The 22,647-nt window shown below is 41.5% G+C and carries 23 protein-coding genes; 12 read left to right on the top strand and 11 right to left on the bottom strand.

Translation table 11 applies throughout. The annotated features are described in order from the left end of the window. Positions 1 to 120 precede the first annotated feature (120 nt). Positions 121 to 2,112: an ABC1 kinase family protein gene (locus VF06_RS27270; protein WP_099072142.1), complete on the top strand. Its 1,992-nt coding sequence runs from the start codon at positions 121 to 123 to the stop codon at positions 2,110 to 2,112. 54 nt (positions 2,113 to 2,166) lie between these two features. Here VF06_RS27270 and VF06_RS27265 read toward each other — a convergent pair whose 3' ends face one another. Continuing rightward, positions 2,167 to 3,087 carry a LysR family transcriptional regulator gene (locus VF06_RS27265; RefSeq protein ID WP_099072143.1) on the bottom strand — a complete coding sequence of 307 codons (921 nt, stop codon included), beginning with the start codon at positions 3,085 to 3,087 and terminating at the stop codon, positions 2,167 to 2,169. A gap of 199 nt (positions 3,088 to 3,286) precedes the next feature. On the opposite strand from VF06_RS27265, the gene VF06_RS27260 reads away from it, so the two are divergent. Next, positions 3,287 to 4,186: an aspartoacylase gene (locus VF06_RS27260; RefSeq protein ID WP_371411489.1), complete on the top strand. Its 900-nt coding sequence runs from the start codon at positions 3,287 to 3,289 to the stop codon at positions 4,184 to 4,186. A 72-nt stretch (positions 4,187 to 4,258) separates the two neighbouring features. Next, positions 4,259 to 4,801, top strand: a complete 543-nt coding sequence (locus VF06_RS27255) for a DUF4019 domain-containing protein (protein WP_099072144.1) — start codon at positions 4,259 to 4,261, stop codon at positions 4,799 to 4,801. Between the two features lie 14 nt (positions 4,802 to 4,815). Here the strand turns inward: VF06_RS27255 and VF06_RS27250 are convergent, their stop codons facing one another. Together VF06_RS27250 and VF06_RS27245 are read right to left on the bottom strand one after the other, a co-directional pair. Then, a complete protein-coding gene (locus VF06_RS27250; protein WP_099072145.1) occupies positions 4,816 to 5,250 on the bottom strand; it encodes an HmpF-related protein in 435 nt (144 codons plus the stop codon). A gap of 294 nt (positions 5,251 to 5,544) precedes the next feature. Continuing rightward, on the bottom strand, positions 5,545 to 8,574 hold the full coding sequence (locus VF06_RS27245) for a valine--tRNA ligase (RefSeq protein ID WP_099072146.1): 3,030 nt from the start codon (positions 8,572 to 8,574) through the stop codon (positions 5,545 to 5,547). A 58-nt stretch (positions 8,575 to 8,632) separates the two neighbouring features. Here VF06_RS27245 and VF06_RS27240 point away from each other — a divergent pair, with 58 nt between their 5' ends. Genes VF06_RS27240 through VF06_RS27230 form a run of 3 tightly spaced genes read left to right on the top strand, consistent with a single transcriptional unit; the run spans position 8,633 to position 11,348 of the window. Beyond that, on the top strand, positions 8,633 to 9,055 hold the full coding sequence (locus VF06_RS27240) for a GxxExxY protein (protein ID WP_099072157.1): 423 nt from the start codon (positions 8,633 to 8,635) through the stop codon (positions 9,053 to 9,055). 37 nt (positions 9,056 to 9,092) lie between these two features. Continuing rightward, a complete protein-coding gene (locus VF06_RS27235; RefSeq protein WP_099072147.1) occupies positions 9,093 to 10,358 on the top strand; it encodes an MFS transporter in 1,266 nt (421 codons plus the stop codon). An 18-nt stretch (positions 10,359 to 10,376) separates the two neighbouring features. Beyond that, entirely contained in the window at positions 10,377 to 11,348 is a 972-nt protein-coding gene (locus VF06_RS27230) for an N-acetylglucosamine kinase (RefSeq protein WP_099072148.1), read from the top strand. 613 nt (positions 11,349 to 11,961) lie between these two features. Here VF06_RS27230 and VF06_RS27225 read toward each other — a convergent pair. Then, on the bottom strand, positions 11,962 to 13,272 hold the full coding sequence (locus VF06_RS27225) for an FGGY-family carbohydrate kinase (RefSeq protein WP_099072149.1): 1,311 nt from the start codon (positions 13,270 to 13,272) through the stop codon (positions 11,962 to 11,964). Between the two features lie 157 nt (positions 13,273 to 13,429). Between VF06_RS27225 and psaM the strand changes: the two genes are divergently transcribed. After that, positions 13,430 to 13,561 carry a photosystem I reaction center subunit XII gene (psaM, locus tag VF06_RS27220; RefSeq protein ID WP_099072150.1) on the top strand — a complete coding sequence of 44 codons (132 nt, stop codon included), beginning with the start codon at positions 13,430 to 13,432 and terminating at the stop codon, positions 13,559 to 13,561. A 377-nt stretch (positions 13,562 to 13,938) separates the two neighbouring features. Continuing rightward, positions 13,939 to 14,349: a slr1601 family putative cell division protein gene (locus VF06_RS27215; protein ID WP_099072151.1), complete on the top strand. Its 411-nt coding sequence runs from the start codon at positions 13,939 to 13,941 to the stop codon at positions 14,347 to 14,349. A 168-nt stretch (positions 14,350 to 14,517) separates the two neighbouring features. Here the strand turns inward: VF06_RS27215 and VF06_RS27210 are convergent, their stop codons facing one another. After that, positions 14,518 to 15,240, bottom strand: a complete 723-nt coding sequence (locus tag VF06_RS27210) for a tetratricopeptide repeat protein (protein ID WP_099072152.1) — start codon at positions 15,238 to 15,240, stop codon at positions 14,518 to 14,520. Between the two features lie 487 nt (positions 15,241 to 15,727). Between VF06_RS27210 and VF06_RS27205 the strand changes: the two genes are divergently transcribed. From VF06_RS27205 to VF06_RS39595, 3 genes are read left to right on the top strand one after another with little or no spacing between them, the layout of a single operon-like run. Next, positions 15,728 to 16,192, top strand: coding sequence for a hypothetical protein (locus VF06_RS27205; protein ID WP_099072153.1), 465 nt, complete (start codon positions 15,728 to 15,730; stop codon positions 16,190 to 16,192). Between the two features lie 6 nt (positions 16,193 to 16,198). Next, positions 16,199 to 16,756 (top strand): glutathione S-transferase family protein, encoded by a 558-nt coding sequence (locus VF06_RS27200; protein WP_099072154.1) that lies wholly within the window; start codon positions 16,199 to 16,201, stop codon positions 16,754 to 16,756. A 14-nt stretch (positions 16,757 to 16,770) separates the two neighbouring features. Beyond that, on the top strand, positions 16,771 to 16,917 hold the full coding sequence (locus VF06_RS39595; RefSeq protein WP_143861679.1) for a histidine kinase: 147 nt from the start codon (positions 16,771 to 16,773) through the stop codon (positions 16,915 to 16,917). Here VF06_RS39595 and VF06_RS27195 read toward each other — a convergent pair. The 4 genes from VF06_RS27195 to VF06_RS27180 all read right to left on the bottom strand — a co-directional run bounded on the left by VF06_RS27195 (position 16,908) and on the right by VF06_RS27180 (position 19,629). After that, positions 16,908 to 17,399 (bottom strand): YajQ family cyclic di-GMP-binding protein, encoded by a 492-nt coding sequence (locus VF06_RS27195; RefSeq protein ID WP_099072155.1) that lies wholly within the window; start codon positions 17,397 to 17,399, stop codon positions 16,908 to 16,910. The genes VF06_RS39595 and VF06_RS27195 overlap by 10 nt on opposite strands. A 292-nt stretch (positions 17,400 to 17,691) precedes the next feature. After that, complete coding sequence (locus VF06_RS27190) at positions 17,692 to 18,084, bottom strand: MAPEG family protein (protein ID WP_099070124.1); 393 nt, start codon at positions 18,082 to 18,084, stop codon at positions 17,692 to 17,694. 265 nt (positions 18,085 to 18,349) lie between these two features. Then, entirely contained in the window at positions 18,350 to 18,853 is a 504-nt protein-coding gene (locus tag VF06_RS27185) for a DNA recombination-mediator protein A (RefSeq protein ID WP_073641923.1), read from the bottom strand. 212 nt (positions 18,854 to 19,065) lie between these two features. Continuing rightward, positions 19,066 to 19,629, bottom strand: coding sequence for a PadR family transcriptional regulator (locus VF06_RS27180; RefSeq protein ID WP_099070123.1), 564 nt, complete (start codon positions 19,627 to 19,629; stop codon positions 19,066 to 19,068). 98 nt (positions 19,630 to 19,727) lie between these two features. Between VF06_RS27180 and VF06_RS27175 the strand changes: the two genes are divergently transcribed. Beyond that, positions 19,728 to 20,252, top strand: a complete 525-nt coding sequence (locus tag VF06_RS27175) for a DUF4188 domain-containing protein (protein WP_099070122.1) — start codon at positions 19,728 to 19,730, stop codon at positions 20,250 to 20,252. A 160-nt stretch (positions 20,253 to 20,412) separates the two neighbouring features. Here VF06_RS27175 and VF06_RS27170 read toward each other — a convergent pair whose 3' ends face one another. Then, positions 20,413 to 21,507 carry a phosphotransacetylase family protein gene (locus VF06_RS27170; protein WP_099070121.1) on the bottom strand — a complete coding sequence of 365 codons (1,095 nt, stop codon included), beginning with the start codon at positions 21,505 to 21,507 and terminating at the stop codon, positions 20,413 to 20,415. Positions 21,508 to 22,119: 612 nt separating this feature from the next. Continuing rightward, on the bottom strand, positions 22,120 to 22,620 hold the full coding sequence (locus VF06_RS27165) for a sterol desaturase family protein (protein ID WP_099070120.1): 501 nt from the start codon (positions 22,618 to 22,620) through the stop codon (positions 22,120 to 22,122). Between the last annotated feature and the right edge of the window lie 27 nt (positions 22,621 to 22,647).

Here is a 22,647-nt window from a genome sequence, read left to right as displayed (position 1 = left end):
TTAGCCTTTCCCCCTTCCCCTTTCCCCTTTCCCCCTTCCCCTTTCCCCCTTCCCCCATGCCCAATCTTCAACATATTGTTACAATACTTAACACGATCATTCTCAGCGGTGGCCTTTTCCATGATTGTTAAGACACTTCCCCCTAATTCCGGATCGATTCAGGAGGACAGTCGCAAGGGCAAAACTAGCCAAGGCGAACTGCATATTATTGATGTAGTACCAGAAAATGGTACACAAGACTTGGTGGTGCAATCGCCAAGATTGTTAGCAGCCCGCAGGGATACTCAAACAGCCGAACCTGAGACGCGTTACAATCCCCTGGAGATAGCGGCGCATTACCAAGAAAGACCCCTACAAGTTTTGGGGCGGATTTTGGCGGTGTTGAGACCAACACTCTCCTTTGTGTTTGGGTTGTGGTCGGATAATAAACGGGGAATTGTTGTCAAAAATGACCGCCGCCGAGCCGTTCAGCTACGAGAATTACTAACCAGGCTGGGGCCTGCTTACATCAAAATTGGCCAAGCCTTGTCCACCAGACCAGATTTGGTTCCTCCGGTATATCTAGAAGAATTAACTAAGCTACAAGACCAATTACCGCCTTTTGCCAACGAAATTGCTTACCAGTTTATTGAAGAAGAATTAGGCGCACCTCCCCAAGAAATTTACGCCGAACTATCGCCCCAACCAATTGCTGCGGCTTCTCTGGGGCAAGTTTATAAAGGAAAGCTGAAAACTGGTGAAGAAGTAGCGGTTAAGGTTCAGCGTCCAGATTTAAGAGAGCGGATTACCATTGATTTGTATATCTTGCGTAATCTTGCTGCTTGGGTACAGAAAAAAGTCAAACGGGTACGCAGTGACTTAGTTGGGATTCTCGATGAATTAGGCGATCGCATTTTTGAAGAAATGGATTACATCCATGAAGGTGAAAATGCCGAACGATTTTTCGAGTTATACGGTCATATAAAAGACGTTTACGTTCCGAAAATTTACTGGGAATATACCAATCGTCGTGTGTTGACGATGGAGTGGATTAACGGCACTAAATTAACCCAAACAGCAGAAATTCGCGCCCAAGGCATAGATGCTCGTTATTTAATAGAAGTGGGGGTGCAATGTTCTCTACGTCAGTTACTAGAACACGGATTTTTCCACGCCGATCCCCACCCTGGTAATTTGTTAGCTACAACTGATGGCAAATTAGCTTATCTCGACTTTGGAATGATGAGCGAGATTAAACCGCCCCAGCGTTATGGTTTAATTGAAGCGATCGTCCATGTGGTGAACCGCGACTTTGACGGCTTAGCGAAAGACTACGTTAAATTAGATTTCTTATCACCAGAAACAGATTTAACACCAATTATTCCAGCTTTTGCTAGAGTATTTGCTGATGCTCAAGGAGCTACTGTTGCCGAACTCAACATTAAAAGTATCACCGATGAATTATCGGCTTTAATGTACGAATATCCTTTCCGCGTACCACCATACTATGCTTTAATTATTCGCTCCTTGGTGACCTTGGAAGGTATTGCAATATATATAGATCCGAATTTTAAAGTTCTCAGCGAAGCTTATCCTTACGTTTCTAAACGTCTATTAACAGATGCTGCGCCAGAATTAAGAGCATCATTGCAAGATTTGTTATTTAAAGATGGCAGATTCCGCTGGAACCGTTTAGAAAATTTGTTGAAAAATGCCCGTAACAGTCAAGACTATGACTTTAATTTAGTACTAAATCAGGGGATAGAATTTCTATCATCTGAACGTGGCGCATTCATTCGCGACAAGCTGGTGGATGAAGCTGTGAATGGACTTGATGCTGTAAGTAAAAATGTTTTGCATAACTTTACTTATTTACTCAGAGAACGGGTAGGATTGACAGCAATTAACGAAACTCCAGCCGCGACAGTTGAACAACAACAAACCTTAGAACACATCAAACGGATTTTAAATATTCTCCAAGAAACACGAGGTTTCGATCCAGTAGAACTTACAACTCAACTTGCTCAGTTATTTGGAAATCCAGGGGTACAGCGTTTGGGTCAACAAGTGGCCAGCCGCTTTACGCAAAAGGCTTTAGCTAGGATAATTCGGCAATTGTTGGCCTCAGAGTGAGGTGTTTAGAGTGTTATTACTGTATTTCAAATTGAAAGTGCAAATCTGCTGAAATTACCTACAGGAAACTTCTCTAACTACTTTGAGGAAATTAGCTAAGACTTTTGATTGATTATCTCGTCGCCAAGCGATCGCCATTTTAAATATAGGCGATTGTCCTTGGATTTTTCGATAAACAACTCCTGTACGTTGAAGATTCATGACATTAGCAGGTAGCAATGTCACGCCAATTTCCCCTGCAACCAAACCTAAAATAGTTGTCATCCATCCGGCTTCTTGTATCACCTTCGGTTGAAATCCTGCTGACAAACAAGCATTGCGAATCAGGGCGTGTAATGCTGGAACTTTCTCATAGCAAGGAAGTATAAAAGGTTCCGCTTTGAAGTCTTGCAGTTGAATTTGTGGGTAATGGCTGAGGGGATGTTTTTTAGGAAGCACCATTACCAAAGGCTCTTCGGTGACAATTTCATAGGTGAGAAAATGGCCATCGTCTACATCTTGGAGATTGTACCAATTTTCAAAATCCACATCTAGGGTGCGGTTTTGAAGTTTTTCGCGACTATCTTCAAACATTAATTCTTGTAATACTAAATCTACATACGGATATTTATGACGAAAAACCCGCAGGATATTTGGTAGCAAGCTGTTAGAAATTGAAGTACTAATACCAACAGTTAACCTTCCAATTTCACCTTGACTTGCTTGTTTTGCAGATATCTGAATTCTCTCGACTTGTTCGAGGAGGTGTTGTGCTTCTTGAAGAAAAACTTGACCGTATGGCGTCAGTTCCAAGCGAGGCTTACGCACAAATAGTTCTATGCCTAATTCTTCTTCTAATTTTTTAATTTGTTTGCTGAGGTGTGGCTGAGGAATATGCAGTTGTTCTGCTGCATGGCTGATATTGATATCTTTTTGTCCAGCTTCATTCTTGAGTGTAGCCAAAAAAACAAAACGTTCTAGACGTTCTAGATTCATAGTAACCCTAACGTATTATACGTGTTTAGATATACTACAATATCTAACTGCACTTCATATACGAAGCTGTATTAAAGCTTAGCAAAATGCACTAGTATTACTATGTCTATTTAAGCATACTACAATACATATTTTGGTAATTGAGTTATGGATTGTGACCTCCTAAGATTTATTCCATAAATGATTAGGAGAGAAAAACATGATTAAAAATCAAATACCTCCAATTCAACGAGTATTAATTGTTGGAGGAACTCATGGAAATGAGTTCACTGGGGTTTATACAATCAAAAAACTCCAACAGCATCCAAATCTTGTACAGCGTCAGAACTTTGAAACTATAACTTTGCTGGCAAATCCTCAAGCTTTTGCAGCAGTGCGTCGATATCTTGATAAAGACCTCAACCGTTGTTTTCGACAAGCAGATTTGCAAGATTTGACGCGTTCTAGTTATGAAGATATACGAGCCAGAGAAATCAATCATTTATATGGTGCAAATGGTAAAACCCCTGTGGATGTAGTTGTGGATATTCATAGCACTACTGCAAATATGGGTTTAACTGTAATTACCCATGAGCATCCTTTCAACTTGCAATTAGTTGCTTATCTTCAAAGCGTAAATCCTTTAGTCAAGGTTTATATTTTACCAAAATCGCTAGAAGCTTCTAGTTTGCCATCCATTTGTGAATTAGGCTGCACCATTGAGGTGGGAGCAATTCCTCAAGGAATTTTACAAGCCGATCGCTTTGAGGAAACTGAAGGGTTAGTTAAGGATATTTTAAATTATCTCGAATTATATAATCGCGGTGAAGTTCCTTTATTTAAAAATAGCTTCACCGTTTATAGTCATTGTGGAACAATTGATTATCCCAGAAATGAATCTGGTGAAATTCAAGCAATGATTCACCCGCAACTTCAGTTTCAAGATTATCAACCATTGAATCCTGGAACACCGATGTTTTTAACATTTAAAGGAGAAGCGATCGCCTACGAAGGAAGCTCAACAATTTATCCAGTTTTTATTAATGAAGCCGCTTACTATGAAAAGGGAATTGCTATGTGCATCACTCAACCGCAGCAGATATTTCTGAAAAAAAAATGAAGATAATTTAGGATTTCAGGTTTATTTTGCAAATAAATTCAGTGGCTAATTAAATGTTTTTCAGGAGTCATTATGTCTGCAAAATCATCTGGTTGTCTTGGTTGTTTAGGCAGTTTAGTTATCTTGACCTTCATTGGCTCAATCTTCTTTGGTGGAGGAGTTTTAATGCGAGTTGGCTGGTTTGGTTTTGTGTTAGGAAAAGACCCAATCAATCGCAAACAAGTTATCATTGACCACTCCACTAATTTGGAGTACAGCAAGAAAATTGCCGAATCATCCGTGCAAAGATTTCATACTCAATTAGAACAAGGCAAATGCCAAGATATTTATCAAGAAGCAAATGAGCTTTTTCAAAAAAATTTCAGTCAATCACAAATGCTAAGCATTTGTGCAACAATCAAACAGGAAATTGGAACTGTAAACTCTGCTCAAATCACTGATTGGTGGGGACAACCGACTGACAAAGAATCGGAAAATTACATTCTTCTTCGCTACATCACAGTATTTTCTAAATCACCTGTTCGCGAAACTTTTGTTTGGTTAGTGAAGGATAACAAATCAGAACTCGTACAATTTGAAATCAACTCTCAAATTCAGCGCTCTGGAGAATTTTAAATTTTGAATTGATATCATTCCTCATCTTTGTGATAACCATTTTTTTCACGTTTGAGGCTTTCTTCTAAAGCTTGAATTTGTTCGCGTCTGGCTTCTAATTCCAAAGAACGCCTCGCCAAGTCTTGGTTTTGCAACGTTAAAGACTGTCGCCAATTTTCTGCTCGTTCGGCTTCGTGCTGTAAGAATTCTGGTGTAATGCCTGTGGTGAGGTAAGTTTGTACTAAATGTAGCACCCAATTAGTCGCATCTTCTATTCTTTCAATATCGCCTGTGGGTGAAAGTTCGACTAAAACAAGCAAATTTTCACTCATGGGATTTCCTTTTCCCAACAAAATAAAAGCCTCTTCTGGAATTATCGCCCATAAGTTATCAACTTCTTGACGCGCTAATAAGCGTAATTGGTGCTGCTCTAAAAAATCATTTTTCCGCACCTGGGCTAGATATAGCATGAGAGTTACTCCGCTTTACTTAGAAATTTAAACTTTCAAAAATTATTTTTAATTAAAAAAACAGTGCAAATATTATACAAATTAAAAATTCAAAAAACCAGACATAACAAGAATTTAGGATTATATGATTGTCGCATTCTTTTTTTAAATTGGTATTAGTTAAAAAAATTAAACTAGGTGATATTCAGAAATTTAATTAGATAAATTGTATTTTCAAAAAATGTGGAACTATTGATTTGTGGGTAGGTAATGGGTAATGAGCAATTAACTACTCTGCCATTACCCATTACAACATTACAATCCTAAACTACGTAGGCGGGCGCGCAGAATTTCTGCTTGTTTTTCGGCTTCTGCTAAAGCATCTCTGGCTCCTTGAACTACATCAGTTCTGGCTTTACCGACAAAATTCGGATTGCTTAATCTGGCACTCAAAGATTGAATTTCCGCTTCAGCTTTGGTGAGGCTTTTCTCTAGTTTGGCACGTACAACTTCGATATCCACCACGCCACTGAGGGGAATTACTACTTGTATTGTACCTATCACACCAGCGATCGCATTTTCTGGCTCTTGTGCCTGTTGTGATTCCGTCCCCTGGAAAAACTGTTTCCATAGCTTTTGTCTAGCTTCACCATTGAGTAAATTTTGGGTGACAAACCAACCTGTGTAAAGAAAACCAACCATTTCAAAGAAAGTTCCAATTATGGCAGTTTGATAAATCGTATTCCCCACAGCAAAACCCAACCTAGCCAAAACAATACCTAAAATAGTTAAGCCAATTATTTTTAATCCATTCTGGGGTTTTTTAGCAGCAACACTTTGATTGTTTTGCTTGTCGGTAATAGTTAAAGTTTCAACCTTCGCCAAATCTTGAATGTAAATCTGTCCAGCGGTGAGGATTTGTCTTTCTTTTTCACTTTCAGTTTGTAAATTAGCTGTCACCTTCACCCCTGGTTTGACATCAGCTTCGGCACGCAAATTCCGAATTGTGCGGATAGTATCAATTAGCAATTCAAACTGTTCTTCTAGCGCAAAATCTATCAGATTCGCATCTACCTTTGGATAGGTTTGTAAAGCCAGAGTTTGGGGAGAATCTGCTGGTTGTTGGGTGAGAGATTGCCAGATTTCCTCAGTAATATGAGGCATAAAGGGATGAAGCAGTTTTAAAATCCCTTCTAGTACGTAAGCGAGGGTTTGTTGTGCTATCCGTCGCGATGCGGGTTCTGCATCTGGCTGGAGGCGAGATTTGACCAATTCAATGTACTGATCGCAGAAATCACCCCAGATGAAATCGTACAGTCCCTTTGCTGCTTCTCCTAAACCATAATTATCAATGTAATTGCTGGTTTGCTTGATGACTTGATGATAACGGGAAAGAATCCAGCGATCGCTTAGTTCTGGGGTGAGTGCTGAGTGAGGAGTTAGGAGTGAGGAGTTAGGAGTGGTGAGTGGTTGACTCAGTTGTGCAGGGGTTTGTCCATCCAAATTCATCATTACAAACCGGGCTGCATTCCACAGCTTATTAGCAAAGTTACGGGACGCTTCTACAGATGGTGATTCATCCTTTTTGCGATCGTACTCTAAGCGGATATCTTGTCCCGCCCCCGCCACTTCCTTAACTAAGGTATAGCGCAGGGCATCAGTACCATATTTGTCAATTAATAACAGTGGATCAATGCCATTACCTTTGGTCTTTGACATCTTCTGACCTTTTTCATCCAGCACCAAGCCGTGGATGTAAACTGTTTGGAAAGGCATCTTACCAGTAAAATGCCCACCCAACATTGTCATTCTGGCTACCCAGAAAAAGATGATGTCAAAGCCCGTTACCAAAGTAGTGGTGGGGTAGTAAGTCGTTAAATCCTGAGTTTGTTCCGGCCAGCCCAAAGTGGAAAACGGCCACAACCCAGAAGAAAACCAAGTATCTAACACATCTGGGTCTTGTTCTAACTTGACATTTTCACCAAATTGTGATTTTGCTTTTTCCCAAGCTTCCGCTTCGGATTTTGCCACCACAAACGGCGTGTTATCAGTAATTTGTCCGTCTGTTTCACTGACGGCGTACCAAGCAGGAATTTGGTGTCCCCACCACAATTGGCGAGAGATGCACCAATCTTTGAGTTTGACTAGCCAATCACGGTAAACCTTAGTCCAGCGTTGGGGGACAAACTGCGGCGAGTTTTGCTGGTCGAGGAATTCTAAAGTTTTGTCAGCCAGGGGGCGAATTTTGACAAACCACTGAGTTGAAAGTAGGGGTTCAATGGGTACTTTACCGCGATCGCTGTAGGGAACGGTATGTTTATAATCCTCAATTTTCACCAAAAAGCCATCTTTTTCTAGGCGAGAAACCACATTTTTTCTGGCAACAAAGCGGTCTTGTCCTTGGAACTCCCCAGCATTGGCATTAAGGGTGCCGTCTTTATTCATAATGTTGATTAACGGCAAATTGTGACGCTTACCCATGTCAAAATCGTTGAGGTCATGGGCGGGAGTCACCTTCACACAGCCTGTGCCGAAAGTGGGGTCAACAAATTCATCGCCAATGATGGGAATTTCTCGTTGTAGAATGGGCAGAGTTACAGTTTTGCCAATGAGATGTTTGTAGCGATCGTCATTGGGATTAACTGCCACTGCTGTATCGCCGAGCATTGTTTCTGGTCGAGTCGTCGCCACTTCCACAAAACCAGAACCATCGGTCAGCGGATAGCGGAAATGCCAGAGATTGCCATTAACCTCTTGATTTTCCACCTCCACATCAGACACAGCGGACTGGGAAGCCGGACACCAGTTAACTAAATATTCACCACGGTAAATTAAACCTTCCTCGTAAAGGCGAGTAAATGCCTCAACAACAGCCTTAGATAAACCTTCATCTAGGGTAAACCTTTCCCGCGACCAGTCAGCCGAAACACCCAAGCGTCGCAATTGATTAACAATGGTTCCTTCAGACTCCGCCTTCCATTGCCAAGCGCGTTCTAAAAATTGGTCGCGCCCCAACTCGTAGCGAGTCTTACCCTCAGTCTTGAGTTGCTTTTCCAGCATAGTATGGACAGCAATGCTGGCGTGGTCGGTTCCGGGTAACCACAGGGTATTACGTCCCTGCATCCGGTGGTAGCGGACGAGGGTATCAATCAAGGCACTTTCAAAGGCGTGACCCATGTGCAAACTGCCGGTGACATTGGGCGGGGGAATGACGATGCAGTAGGGTTTACCGTTTTTGTTGGGGTCGGCTTTGTAAACTTGGTTGTCTTCCCAGAATTTTTGCCACTTGGCTTCAGTGGAAAAGGGTTCGTAGAGACTGGGGAGATTGAGAATGGTTGCGGTCATGCGGGGAAAACTAAGGAAGGACTCTAATAAATTTTGCCACAGGGTTGGAGAGGGATTGATGGAAACGAACCGCAGAGGCGCAGAGAACGCAGAGAAAAGAGAGTTGGGGGAGGAGATGAATCAGCTTACGGGAAAGGTGATTGGGGCTGCAATTGAGGTACATCAGGTGTTGGGGCCAGGGTTTTTAGAGGAGGTGTATAAGGAGGCGTTGATTATAGAATTTTTCAGGCGCGGAATACCTCATGAGTTTGAGAAGTCGGTAACAGTAAATTACAAAGGACATGAAGTAGGCAAGGGTAGATTAGATTTTCTAGTTGCTAATTGTCTAATTTTGGAACTAAAAGCTGTCCAAAATTTAGCCCCAATCCACGAAGCTCAAGTCCTCTCATACCTTAAAATGACTAATCACCCCCTAGCTCTCCTCATTAACTTTAACGTCCCCCTCCTCAAAGACGGCATCAAACGTATTATCCTCTCTTAATCTTCTCTCTGTGCCCTCTGCGCCTCTGCGGTTCGTCATGAAACACCAACCAACCTCCCCCTGGAAATTCATCCCCACCCTATATTTCACCTCTGGCATCCCTTATGTCATCATCAACACAGTTTCCGTCATCTTTTACAAAAAACTCGGAATCGATAACGCTGAAATTGCCCTATGGACAAGCTTTCTCTATCTACCTTGGGTCATCAAAATGTTTTGGGGCCCAATTGTCGATATTTACTTTACCAAACGCCAATGGATTATTTACACTCAATTAACCATGTTCGCCTGTTTAGGTTTGGTAGCCTTTTGTTTACAACTACCCAACTTCTTTTTTATCTCCCTGGCAGCATTAACAATAGGAGCCTTTATTTCTGCAACTTATGACATTGCCACAGATGGTTTTTATTTACTAGCTTTATCTCCCGAACAACAAGCCTTTTTTGTTGGCATTCGCTCGCTATTTTATAGACTTGCTGTGATTTTTGGCTCTGGAATATTAGTATTTATAGCAGGTCAGTTGGAAGTATCTCTAGACAACATTCCTTTAGCTTGGACTTTAGCTCTGAGTTTCTGTGCTTTAATTTTAGCAATTATATTTATTTTTCATCGCTTAGTTTTACCAGAACCTGAATCGGAGAGCCAACGACAGCTAGAAGCTACAAAAAAAATAGATTTTTGGACAATTATTAGTTCGTATTTTGCTCAAGATAAAATTATTAATATTATAGCCTTTATTTTACTCTACAGACTTGGCGAAGCAATGCTGGTGAAGATGGCTTCTTTATTTTTGTTAGACAAACGAGAATTAGGAGGCTTGGGTTTATCAACATCAGATGTGGGGTTAGTTTACGGAACATTTGGTGTTATATCCCTAATTTTTGGAGGCATCTTAGGGGGCTTGGTAATTGCCAAATATGGATTAAAAAAATGTCTTTTGCCTATGGCTTTAGCCTTAAATTTGCCTGATATATTTTATGTTTATATGGCTTACAGCAAACCTACATTAATATTAGTATATCCTTTGGTTTCCTTGGAACAATTTGGATATGGTTTTGGGTTTACAGCTTTTAGTGTTTACTTAATGTACATTTGCCAAGGAGAATACAAAACTTCCCACTTTGCGATTTCAACTGGCATCATGGCTTTAGGGATGATGCTTCCAGGATTAATTAGCGGTTATCTGCAAAAAACACTTGGTTATCCACTATTTTTTATCTTGGTTTGTTTGCTGACGATTCCTGGGATGATTGCTTTATTTTTTATACCTTTAAAGGAAGAATCAAAACTGGCAAATAATTAATTAACTATTTGAAATATTATGCCTTATGTTTTGGGAATAGATGGCGGCGGTAGTAAGACAGTTTGTGTGTTGATGGATGATTCTGGTCAAGTGTTAGGACGTGGTGAAGCTGGTGGTTCTAACTATCAAAGTATAGGTATTGAAGCTACTTTTAAATCAATTGAATTGGCAATTGAAGCTGCCGCTAATGAAGCCAGAAAAATTATCAAGACTATTACTATTGAAGCAATATGCCTGGGTTTGGCAGGTGTGGGGCGTGCATCAGATATTGAAGTAGTAAAAAGTTTAGTGGTTAAGTTGCAAAATAGCAAAAATTTACCTGTAAATTGGGCATTACAGCCAGAAAATATTGTGATTTGCAATGACGCTTTCATTGCTTTAGTTGGCGGAATTGGCCATGATGTGGGAATTGTGGTTGCTGTAGGTACTGGTTCCATAGTTTTTGGACGAAATCAGCAGGGAAACACCAAGCGAGTCGGCGGCTGGGGCTATATTTTAGGAGATGAAGGTAGTGCTTATAAAATTGCCGTTGCGGCGATGAATGCTGCATTAAAATCCTATGATGGACGAGAGATAGCAACTACTTTAGTGGATGCTTTTAAGGAGCATCTTAATTTGGAAAATATAGAAGATTTAATAGAAGTAATATATCGGCGACAATGGGGAGTTAAACAAATAGCAGCTTTAGCACCAATTGTGGATTTAGCCGCAGCATCAGGTGATGAAGTCGCTAATAATATCATTGATGATGCTGTTAAAGAATTGGTAAAAGCTACATCTGTAGTAATTGATGCAATTTTTAGTCCAGACTCAATTTATGAAGTAGTGACAACGGGAAGTGTATGGCTAAGTAGAGCTAAAATATATGAAAGATTTTCAGCATCGATAATTAATAAGTTTCCTTTTATTCAAGTGATTTATCCAAGATTTGAGCCTGCTTATGGTGCTGCTTTGTTAGCATTCCAGAGGTTAGGGAGGGGAGGAGAATGACAAAGCGATCGCATTTTGTTGAAGAAGAATTCAGAAATCAGAATTCAGAAATCAGAATGGGCTAAACGCCCCGCTACCGCTAACAGGAGTCAGAATAAAGACGCGACGTTCGAGTACTCGCTACCGCTTCTCTACGAGACGCTAAAGCCAACGCTATTCACCAGTCATACAGAATACACAACTGAATTCTGACGACTGACGTATGTATTCTGTTTGATAAATTTCTTACTCACCACAAAGTTGCACCAGACACAGCAACACTCTGTGAAGGTATAAAAATTACTGTCTAATTAGTCTTTCTTACAGCAATATTCATTAGGAAAGGGGATAGATGACATTCGCTTTTCGCAAAGCACCAATCCCCGAATAGCTGCCCAGATCGTGAAACCTGGAATCCTATAGTCCGGTATCTAATAATCACAGTATCGGCCGAGATACGTTGATTGTCACCCGGATAGATACTGATTTAAAAGATATCTATCGTGGGGTATAGGGAATTGAGAGTGTTGACTGTTGACTGTTGACTGTTGACTGGGAAATTATTATTCTCCCCTACCCCATCTCCCTTGTCTCCCCATCGCCCCATCCCCTCATCCCCCCATCTCCCATCCCCTCATCTCCCACACTCCTCACATTTGCCACACTCGTCACACTCCCTCGTCCCCGTTTCTCTACCTACTTTTCCCATAGCTAACAATGCTGTACCGTAAGCTGCTTCTGTATATTTTGATGGCATGACGGGTACTTTTAAATACCGCTCACGAATGGCAGTCCAAGTGTCATTTGCTGCGCCACCGCCGGCAGTATAAACGCGAGTCAATTTGCCTGCACCCATTTTTTGTAATAATTCATACCCTTTTGTTTCGATGCGGGCAATACTTTCTAACAATCCATGTAGAAATTCCACTGGATTTTCTGGACGTGGTTCCAATCTTGGGGGTAAATGGGGATCGTTAATGGGAAAGCGATCGCCTGCTTTCAACAATGGATAATAATCTAGTCCGCTGGTTTGTGATGCATCAATTTTATGGCTGAGGCTGACTAGTTCGGAGTTGCTAAAAAATTGCTGTAGCACTGCACCCCCAGTATTAGAAGCACCGCCAGTCAACCACAATTTACCCAAACGATGGCTGTAAATTCCATATCGCGCATCCTCTATACGGGTACGACTCAATAATTTCACTACTAAGGTGGAACCTAAGGAAGTCACGGCTTCACCAGGTAATTTTGCCCCACTGGCAAGAAAAGCGGCAATACTATCAGTTGTACCAGTACATACCAAACAATCACGCCGAAAACCAAAGTTATCTGCAATTTCACAACGTAATTCTGCAACGGGAGTACCAGGTGGCAAAATTCTGGGTAATTGAATGGGTATTTGCAACTTTTCCATCCATTGTGGATATTTCAATTCTTCCACGTCATAACCGAGTTTTAAGGCGTTATGGTAGTCGCTAATGCCTAAATAACCATGCAGCAGAAACCCCAGCCAATCTGCTTGATGTAGGAAATATCTAGCTTGACTAAAAGAAGGTAATTGCTGCATCCAAATGAGTTTGCTCAGGCTAGAGGTGGCGCTTAACACGGTATGATTGGGGGGCGCTACGCTCTTTAAATCATTTAGCACAGACGATCCCCGTGCATCGTTGTACAATAGCGGTGCATCTATTGGTTTGCCAGCAGCATCCACCAGCAAGACAGTGGAAGAAGTACCATTAATGGCGATCGCTTTAATTTCTCGCCGCAATCCCTGGGGTATTTGTTCCAGCAGCGCCAACAAAGCTTGCTGCCAATAATTCGGCATCATAGCCAATGGTAAATCCTCGAAAGGATATCGTACCTCAGCCTGGATGCTAGCTTTCTCATCAATCGCCACAGCACGTGCGCCAGATGTTCCGAAGTCGATACCCAAATACAAATCCATAGATTAATGAATTTTTTTAAAGGATAATAACTAATGACTACTGACTCTTAACTGCTTTTGTTGCATCTTGTAACAAGATCTTCCACGAACCTGGCAAAACAAGGAAAAGTAGTAAACGAACAGTTCAAAATCTATTCAGGTTAGGAGAATTTCAGCCATGCCTATCTTAGATACTCTGTACCTCGCTCAAGTGTCTTCCCTCTCAGATACCCAAGTGTACATCGCTCTAGTTGTGGCACTGATTCCAGGAGTTCTCGCTTGGCGTTTAGCCACAGAACTTTACAAATAAGGTACGATGTGACACAGTTAAAAAGCTAATAATCCTGGCATTACGGGGGTGCAATTTCCAAACGCTTCAGGCTTTACGCCTAAAGTCTTTATGGATTTATGCACTTACGTAAGCCAGGTTATTTTTTAACTTGTACGGCACTTGTAGCTATTTTCCAAAAATGAAGTAAGATGACAGCTAAATCAAGCTTCACAAGTGCTGAGTCAAGTTAAAAGACGTGAATGAGAAGATTCATCAGTACTACTTCTTACTCATTACTTCTTCCTGAACGCTCAACATAGGTAAACGCTTCCCAAAGGAAGCGTCTTGTAGAGAAGAAAGCTAACAGCGCTCTTGATGGTGCTTCACTTCACTCACAGAGGTTATTTTTTAGGATCATGAACGCGATTCAACCCTCCAGACCCCCTTCACAACCGATACAAAAACGCCGCATCATTCCTCGACCAAAGCGGCATCTTCGTCAACGTTCTTACCAAGTGATGGCATTGGAAAGTACTGCCAAAATAGCTGTTAATCTTTTCATTACAGCGGCCGCCGCATCTGCCTTGACACAACTTTTGCCTTATCACTGGTCACAGCAAGAAAAGTTGCGAGAAATCAGTACTGAGGTCAAGCTCATAGAAACACATGTCAACAATTTACAGGCAGAATTTAGCCGTAACTTCGATCCCCAACAAGCTAAAAGTATTATGCAACAACAAGGGTACAGATTCGATCCCCGCCAGCGTCGAGTCGTGCTGATGAATCAAGATGGCAGAGTCATCGAACAAACAGATTTATTACCCTAACATAAATATCGAATTTGGGATTATTCTGTTTCTTGTGATTTTAGCTAAGTATAAACTGGGCGAAAATTTATATTATTGGTAATAACTAATAGCGTCGCAATACTCCAATTTAAAATTCAAAATGAAGAATTTATTTTGAGAGTTTTATAATTTACCAGAATGGTTCATCTACCAATTAGGACGCCCAGGAGATAGCAAATCGTGAAGCCAATTTTCAATCTGTAAACGCAAGCGATAACCAGTAACATCTTTACGGTTGTTTACAGGAGGTAGTTGAGTAAGGGCGCGACGATAATCAGCGATCGCACAATTCCAGTCACCCCAAAGATGGTAAGTTCTGCCACGTTCAGCCCAAATATGACCTTCTAATTGACCGAAAAGCAGTGCTACCTCAAAATTTTCAATCGCCTCTTCGTATTGGCCCAAGTCACGCAAGGTAATGCCTCTGTTAATCCATGCCCGGACGTAACGAGGATTTAAATTAATCGCTTCATCATAGTCAGCAAGTGCTAGTGCTAATTCTCCACAAGCAGCATAATAATTTGCTCGATTGTTATAAGCGCTGGCTAAATAAGGATTCAGTTCCAGGGCAGTATTATAATCACGCAAAGCTTTTTGCATTTCACTACTTTGGAAATAAATTAGCCCCCGGTTGTTGTAATTAATTGCATTGTAGGGATAGCGAAAAATTAGTTGGTTTAAAAGTGCGATCGCCTCAGTATAATTTCCTTCTTGAGCCAACTCCAAAGCATAAGACCGTAAGTCGCTGTCTGCTAATTCACTGCAATGATTTGTTGGCTGATTTTGATGATTATTTATTTTATTGACGATCAGTTTTTTATATTGATTGCTTTGATGGTCGCCGGAAGCTAAAAATGAGTTAGTATTCATCTTTTTAGGCCTAAAATACGTACTATATGGAATAAAATTCTAGTTTTATTTGTGACTAACTTTCCCACTATGTTGATTTTGAGAGTATTTAATATCACCTGAAAGCCATCTCAAGAGAGAACTTAAACTACTCACACAAGTGGAAATTGACGCTTAAATAGACAATTGCTCCTCAAACCTAATCATGGATACTCGATCCCTAAGATGAATTCCAGAAATAGCCAAGAAAAATTTTTCCTGGAGTGAAAAATGGTTGGGGACTGGGGATTGAAAAAATTGTTGTTAGTTCCCACCCAAATCAGGCAAGACCAGTCAAAAATTAAAAATCCTGTATTTCTAAGCTTTTGAAACATTTGCAATGCTATTCTTATTCCCGTCCCTATGTAGAACGTAGTGACAGCGACAAGTTGGTAAAATGCCAACAAGTTGTTTATTCCTTTATTACTAGTCCCCAGTCCCCAATCCCTAAATTTTGAGAAATTTTCTGATGACAACTGCAATTTCTTATCCCAATGCTCCCGATTTAGCAGCCGATGATTACATTGTCATCGGTTTGGCCACCTGCTTTATCAAGGAAGATGGAGAAGTTCATCAAATCGAAGTGATAGAACCAATTCCCTCTGCGGCTTTGGAAGCTTTGTTAAAGGGCATTCCTACCTCTTATAAGCTCGCTTGTGCAACAACTTTGGGATCTGTACTCGATGGCGATTCACAACTCGTACCAGATGGCTTCCCAGACTCAGCCCAGTTCGGTGAAGAATTTATCCCACGTTTGTTTGCCGCAGCTCGTACTTACAAGCGTCGTGAATCTGCAAAATCTTTAATTCCTTTAGGTACGACCTACACGGAATTTAAGTATTCCGTTGACCGCAAGCGGGTATTAAATGCCAATAGAGTTGTGACTAAAGAAGATAACGTTAAGCAGCATTCTCACACTCACAAAGTTCTTTAGGTAATTATGCTAAAACTTTATGGAGGCGCTCGTAGTCGAGCATCGATTGTTCATTGGTATCTAGAGGAATTAGAAATTCCCTATGAATTTGTCAAACTTGATATGCAAGCGGGCGAACACCTACAGCCTGAGTATTTGAAAATTAATGCTTTTGCAAGAGTTCCAGCAATTGTTGATGGAGATTTTCAGCTTTGGGAATCTGGCGCAATTTTGCTTTATTTGGCAGAGAAGTATGAAAAAGTTCCAGTTTCACTAGAAGAACGTGCTGTAATTTACCAGTGGGTGTTATTTGCCAATTCCACCCTCAGTACTGCAATTGTGGTAGAAACAAATCGCGATCGCCAATTATCTCGTTTGTTGAGTACGTTAAATGAAATTTTCAGCAAACAACCTTTTTTGCTGGGTAATGAATTCACAGTTGCCGATGTGGCAGTGGGGTCTATTCTGAACTACATTCCCATGATTTTGAAACTAGACTTCAGCCCTTACCCAGCCGTCTCGAATTACATGAAACAATTAGCTGACCGTCCGGCATTTCAAAGAACAATTGGTGCGAGAACGTAAAAGGGAATGGGGAGATGGGGGAGACAAGGGAGCAAGGGAAGCAGGGGAAAAGGTTAAAGGTTAAAGGGAAAAGGGAAAAGGCAAGGTTTATTACCTTTGCCTTTACCCCATGCCCCATGCCCCATGCCCCATGCCCCATGCCCCATCCCTTTTACCGATAATTTGTAAATTGCAAAGCCACAGGATAGTCTTCTTGTTTTAGTCGCTGGATAACAACTTGCAAGTCATCTTTAGATTTGGCAGAAACCCGCACAGCGTCGCCTTGAATTGAGGCTTGTACTTTTTTGAATTCGTCGCGAATCAATTTAGAAATTTGTTTGGCAATTTCTTGATTAATGCCTTTTTTGAGTTTAATTTCTTGACGCACGCGATTACCGCTTGCTGATTCAATTTTGCCAAAATCAAAGATTTTCTGGGAAAGATTACGCTTAGCGGCTTTTTCCCGCAGGATATTGTGTACAGAATCTAAGGTAAACTCGCTGTCAGTATTAACATTAATGCTTTGATCGGCTAATTCAACAGTGGTTTGAGTATCTTTGAGGTCATAACGGCTTTTGATTTCTCGTACAACTTGATCGACAGCGTTAACCAATTCTTGTTGGTCAAAGTCGCTCACAATGTCAAAGGAAAAAGTAGAAGCCATAAAGTATTTTGGATTTGAGATTTTGAATTTTACATTGTAAATTAGGCAAACAGGGCATGGGAAAAGGGAAAGGGGGAAAGGGAAAAGGGGAAGGGGGAAAGGGAAAAGGGTATGGTTCGACAAGCTCACCAACCAGGGAAAAGGGGAAAGATTAAATTTATTCCTTTTCCCTTGAACCTTTAACCTTTTCCCCTGCTCCCCTGTTCCCATGCTCCCCTGCTCCCTTGTCTCCCTTGTCTTTTCCTCTCCCCCATCTCCCCGATGCCCCATGCCCCATGCCCTATTTGGCCAATTAACTTGCTTGGATGATGCTTAGGACGATCAGAATAGCAGAGCTAAGGGAGCCGATGCCAAACATCAGCGATCGCAAAACGGGTATATTCAAAATATAAAAAATTGAGTAAAGAAAACGTGCAGCCACAAAGGCGATGGCAGCTGTAGCTGCTGTAGAAGAATTTACACCAGTTACGTATGCCATGAATGCGGCTGCGGCAAATACCATAAACGCTTCAAAGGAATTCTGATGTGCCCAAGTGGCTCTTTGAGCATAGGGTGGCAATTTATCAAACATAGCGCGAGGGGCAGACAAATCGTAGCCAACACGCACGCGAGCATAAGCTACTACCAAAAAAGGCACGTAAATCAGAACGGCAGCAGCAGCGATGGAGTACAAAAAAATTATCATTGGTTATTAGTCACTAGTCATTAGTCATTAGTCATTAGTCATTGGTCATTGGTCATTAGTCAAATATATAGACGTGCTTTAAGCTAATGCGCCTATATATTGCACTATTTTCCGTATAAATCGTCATTAGTCATTTGTGTTTCTAAAAACAAAGAACTTTTGACAAAGGACAACTTTCACTAGTTAATGTGCAATTTTGTTTGCGTAACAGCTTAGTTTGATTACCACGAACTAGGACAAAGGACGAAGGACTTTTGACAAATGACTAATCAAAGTAAAAGAGTGTCACCACTTTTCTTTGTTCTTCTGCATCTTGACAAGTTTGCAACAAAGTGCGGCTGTCGTGAAATGCAAAGCAAATTAATTGCTGGCAACGAGAAACAATTTCCTTGTTGCACAAGTAACTAGCTTCAGCCAGAGACAGATTATCATTACTGGGATTTTCCACCAGATGCATTACCTGTTCTAGTTGCTGGCGGGATTCTAAGGGCTGGCGTTCCAAGCTTTGGGGTAGAATCACGGTTAACAAGTTTGGATCGGCCCTAGTTGCTCCCCGGATGGCAGCAGAATTTGTACCTATGGCACCAGAAGTGATGATCCGATTACCCGATAAAACCAGGGCATATGTCATCATTTCAATAAGATTCTGATGTGTAATCGGCACATGACGAGAACCCAGCAAGGCAATTCTTTTAGAACCCGTTTGCTGAATTGTCGCCAGTTCTTGCGCTAATGTATCGACGTTAATAAGGTCTGTTGACTGACTCAAAGATAGACATAATCATATTGAACGACCCAGCTATTCTACCAAAGAGCGTGTAGGTGCGAGGCAAACCCAGTTAGACATCACTACAATTTTTCACTTTTTTTGGTTCAACTTCCTTGGGTAAAGGAAACGGGGCACGAACTTTTGACTTTTTAATGCCCAATGCCCCATACTTCGACTACGCTCAGTACAAGTGCCCAATGCCCCATATCCACTTAATCCCCAAACCCTATTTCCTGTTCTCCGTTCCCTTTTAATAACTCAATGACGCCATCGCACCAAGCTAACCAATGTTTTTCGTAACTAATTCCATTCAAGAGAGTCAAATACTGAAATTGTTCTGGTTGTGACAGTTTTTGAGGATTCCGAAAGTAATGCTGTTTTAAATTCTCGTATGTAGACAATTTTTCTAGGTGGGCTTTTTGATGTTGCTCTATTTCTGCCAAAATCGTCTCTTTAGAAGCAACACGAGCAGCAAAAATCTTTACAAGTAAATCATCTTTTATTGGTGTGGGTTCACAAGGTTGAGCAATCCACTTTTTTAGCTGCTGTTCTCCCAAGTCTGTGACACTGTAAAGCTTTTTGTCTGGGCGTCCTGCTTGCAGAATTGTTTGGCAACTAATCCAACCTTGGTCTTCTAGCTTTGACAGCTCTCGATAAATCTGCTGGTGGCTGGCTGACCAAAAAAAGCCTACAGAGCCATCGAATCGCTTTGCTAAATCATACCCACTACAAGGGGCGTTAATTAGAGCAGCTAATATCGCGTGGGCTAATGCCATGATTTTTAATTCACTACTTGACTTATGCAATTAGTTGCATATAATTATTTTTATGCAACTAATTGCATAATAATCCAAAAGCATAAGGAACGTAACTCATGCCTCAAGTCATGCCAGGAAGATTTACCGCCGAGATTAATGAACCCTTTGTTGTGTTTCTGATTGGGATGAGGATTAACAAATTGTTTGCTTTTTCTAAATGGATTCCCACAGCTAGGGCAATGTCGCCGATGCTACGCAGCCTCCGGCAAAATCCCGAAAAGGGATTTTTAGGGGGAGAAGGTTTCATTTACTCACGGGGAGTAGGGCTGATTCAGTATTGGCGATCGTTTGAGGATTTAGAGGGTTTTGCCAGAAATCCCGCAGATATACATCTAGAAGCTTGGCAAAGGTTTAATCGCTCTGTTGGTGCTGATGGCAGTGTTGGTATTTGGCACGAAACTTATTTAATCGAGCCGGGAAAATATGAGGCAGTCTATGGAAATATGCCTGTATTTGGATTAGCTGCTGCAACTAAGCACGTTCCAGCTAAGGGAAGAAGGGAAACAGCGCGCCGTCGCTTGGGAGGTGACAATGAGCCTGCTGTGCCTTCGCCTGGGGGAGATGGGGAGATGGGGGGATGAGGGGCATAGGAATGGGGAAAGGGAAAGGGGTATGGTTCGACCCTTCGACAAAGCTCAGGACAGGCAAGCTCACCAACCGGGGGAAAGGGAAAGATTAAATTTATTCCTTTACCCTTTACCCTTTACCCTTTTCCCTACCCGAAGGGTTTTGCCCCATGCCCTAAGACAATGCCGTTGCGGGAGTTAAACCGAGTTTAGATAACAAGCGGTCAATGTCAAAATGCTCAACCATCAGTTGGCGAATATACTGAACCTTAATCGGTTCGTGGAGACGGACTTGACCGAAAGTGCGATCGACAATTTCGACTGTGGTAAGGGTGTCTAAGTCAACAGATAAAATGGGAATTTCTAGTTCTTCAGCACGACTGAGAATGAATGGTGGTGGTGGTAGTTGCCCAGTGAGAATTAAACATTGGGTGGAAGTTTCCAAAGCAGCCTGCTGAATTTCGACACGATCGCCTCCTGTTACCACTGCCATATTCCGGCGTTTGCGGAAATACTTCACAGCCGAGTTGACATTCATCGCGCCAATTGCCAGACTTTCTACTAACAAATCCAAGCGATCGTTGCGACACAGAACGTCTGCATTTAATTGCTTAACGAGTTCGCCAACACTCACACTCTTGAGTAAATCGCTGTTTGGTAGCGTTCCCAGCACTGGAATATCCCGCTGTTCTAAAAATGGGCGTAACAGAGTGTCAACCGCTTTTAGTTCTGCCACAGGGATATCATTGATGACCACGCCAATCAAGCGATCGCCCATACGCTGCTTAACAGCTAATAATGCCTCAATGGAAAGCAACGATTTATAACGGGCTACTAACAGGACGCCGGCATCCAATACCTCAGCCACTTGTAGTAAAGATAAGTCAAACAAGTTGCCTTCAGACAAATCACCAGGCCCTTCTAGCAATACCAAATCTCCTGGCGACATTTGCGAATATTGCTGTAATAGCAACTGCTGATAATTTGTTTTGTCCTCCCCACGCAAGCGTTTTTGCACATTTAGTTCATCCAAAGCCAGCATTATAGGTGCAACACGGTTTTCGGGCAGATTCAGGCTATGAGCGATGAACTGAACATCTTCTTCAATCACAGTTCCGCTAGACGAATTCAAACACGTACCGAGCGGTTTACCGTAAGCTATATTCAGCCCTTTTTGCTGTAGCTGATGAGACAAACCCAGAACAGTTGCAGATTTACCGCTGTAAGTCTCGGTTGATCCAATCAGCAAATATTTAGGGGATTTGGGCACACATGCACTCCTAATTTCAAAAGTCAGAAGAACCCACTAGGTGTTTCCTAATTCTAGTTCGTTCTGGCAAAAGCCTCTCGCTCCTAAAAAATAGGATTTTTCAGAATATAGCCCTTGGAGCTTGGATGCTATACACGAGGATACACAATAGAAAATTATGTGAAGGGAATTGGCAAAATGATTATTACAGCTATAGAACTTACGCAACGCCGATATTCTCATCGCGATCGAAACGGTGTGTAGGGAAGCAATCCCAGCGTCAGGGGCAATTAGTTTGCTATTACGCTTAAGAGGGAACTCTTAACGGGCAACAGTTTGATACCCCATAATTAAAATTAGCAGATTTGAATAGTGACGCATTGAAACATCGTGGCTTACGCCATCTTGTTTCACATATTTTTATCTTTTTTCATATATAAATTAAAGCCTCGGCTTCGCTCGGCTTTAACCCTGAGCGAAACCGAAGGCTTAAGGGGCTTTAAACTGTAGCAATCCTATTGAGTTTTGAAAAATATTCAGTAGTAGCTGTTGACTGTGAATAGTGAACAGTCAACACTCGGTGTTTGGCCTATGCCCGATCTAAAAAATTATTAGTCAAGCAATTGGCTGCGGTTAAATACGAGAGTAGCGGAAACGAAGCCTCAGCAGCCGTAGCCAGCGCAACCAAATTTGTGCAGGTTGTTCAAAGAAGGTAAAAATGTCGCCAAAACCCAAATTAGTTTTGTGATGATGTAACCAGTGTCTCTCTGGAGTAGTAATAAATAGAATTTGGCACAAAATATTTACAGGCTTTGGAGTTTGCCAACCCAAGACGCTTATGTGTCTCCACCATACATGAAATTGACCAAGCAGTAGTCCAATAATAACGCCAGTGGGGGAAAAAGGCCAGAGAACTACTGCTATGAGTATATAAGGCAAAGCTCCCAAGATCCCATCTAAAAGAACTTGCGGATTAAAAGTCAATATAGCGTAGTGACGAAAGTCCTTTTTCCAGGAGTGGTGCGTTTTTAAATGAAGGCTACCGAAAACATGCTCTGGTACGTGGTAAAAGAATGTAGATAGGAAATCGCCAAATAATAGTAATAACCAAGCAACACCGATAGCCTCAAGCATTTTTACTCCTCAGGTTTAGTAACGAAA

Source organism: Nostoc linckia z4 (assembly GCF_002608075.1).
Lineage (GTDB): Bacteria > Cyanobacteriota > Cyanobacteriia > Cyanobacteriales > Nostocaceae > Nostoc > Nostoc linckia.
This window is presented reverse-complemented; position numbering and strand designations above follow the sequence as displayed.